The 596-nt window shown below is 72.8% G+C and carries 1 protein-coding gene; it reads right to left on the reverse strand.

Features of this window, described 5'->3' with window-relative positions; genetic code table 11:
• A partial coding sequence (locus tag LPA54_RS35280; RefSeq protein ID WP_228984671.1) for an aldose epimerase family protein occupies positions 1-595 on the reverse strand: 595 nt, incomplete at its 3' end.
• Position 596 lies beyond the last annotated feature (1 nt).

The raw sequence follows: 596 nt of genomic DNA on the forward strand, positions 1-596 counted from the left end.
GATCCGGACCCGACGGCGTCCGGCGGGACGCGGCCACCCGCAGCTCGTGCCCGCCCGCGGTGCCGGAACCGGCCAGGTTCCAGTACGTGTGGTTCGTCAGGTTCACATGCGTCGGGGCGTCCGTCACCGCCTCGTACGCGATGTGCAGCGCGCCCCGCTCGTCCAGCGTGTAGGTCACCGTGACCTCCAGCCGCCCCGGGAAGCCCTCCTCGCCGTCCTCGGCGACCAGCGACAGCCGCAGCCCGTGCGTCACCTCGGTGACGTCCCAGACGCGCTTGTCGAAGCCCCGGTCACCGCCGTGCAGCGAGTTCGGCCCGTCGTTCGGCGCGAGGACGTGCTCCACGCCGTCCAGGATGAAGCGGGCGCCGCCGATCCGGTTGGCGTACCGGCCGATGAGGGCGCCCAGGAAGGGCTCCGGGTGCGCGAGATAGCCGTCCAGACCGTCGAACCCCAGCACCACGTTCCCGGGCCGCCCGTCCCGGTCCGGCGCCTCGACGTCCTGCACGATCCCGCCGTACGACAGGATCCCTACCCGTACGCCCGCCCGCTGCAGGGTCCACCGGTGCACCGGCGTGCCGTCGGAAAGTGTGCCGATG

The organism is Streptomyces sp. DH12, assembly GCF_020873895.1.
GTDB lineage: Bacteria > Actinomycetota > Actinomycetes > Streptomycetales > Streptomycetaceae > Streptomyces.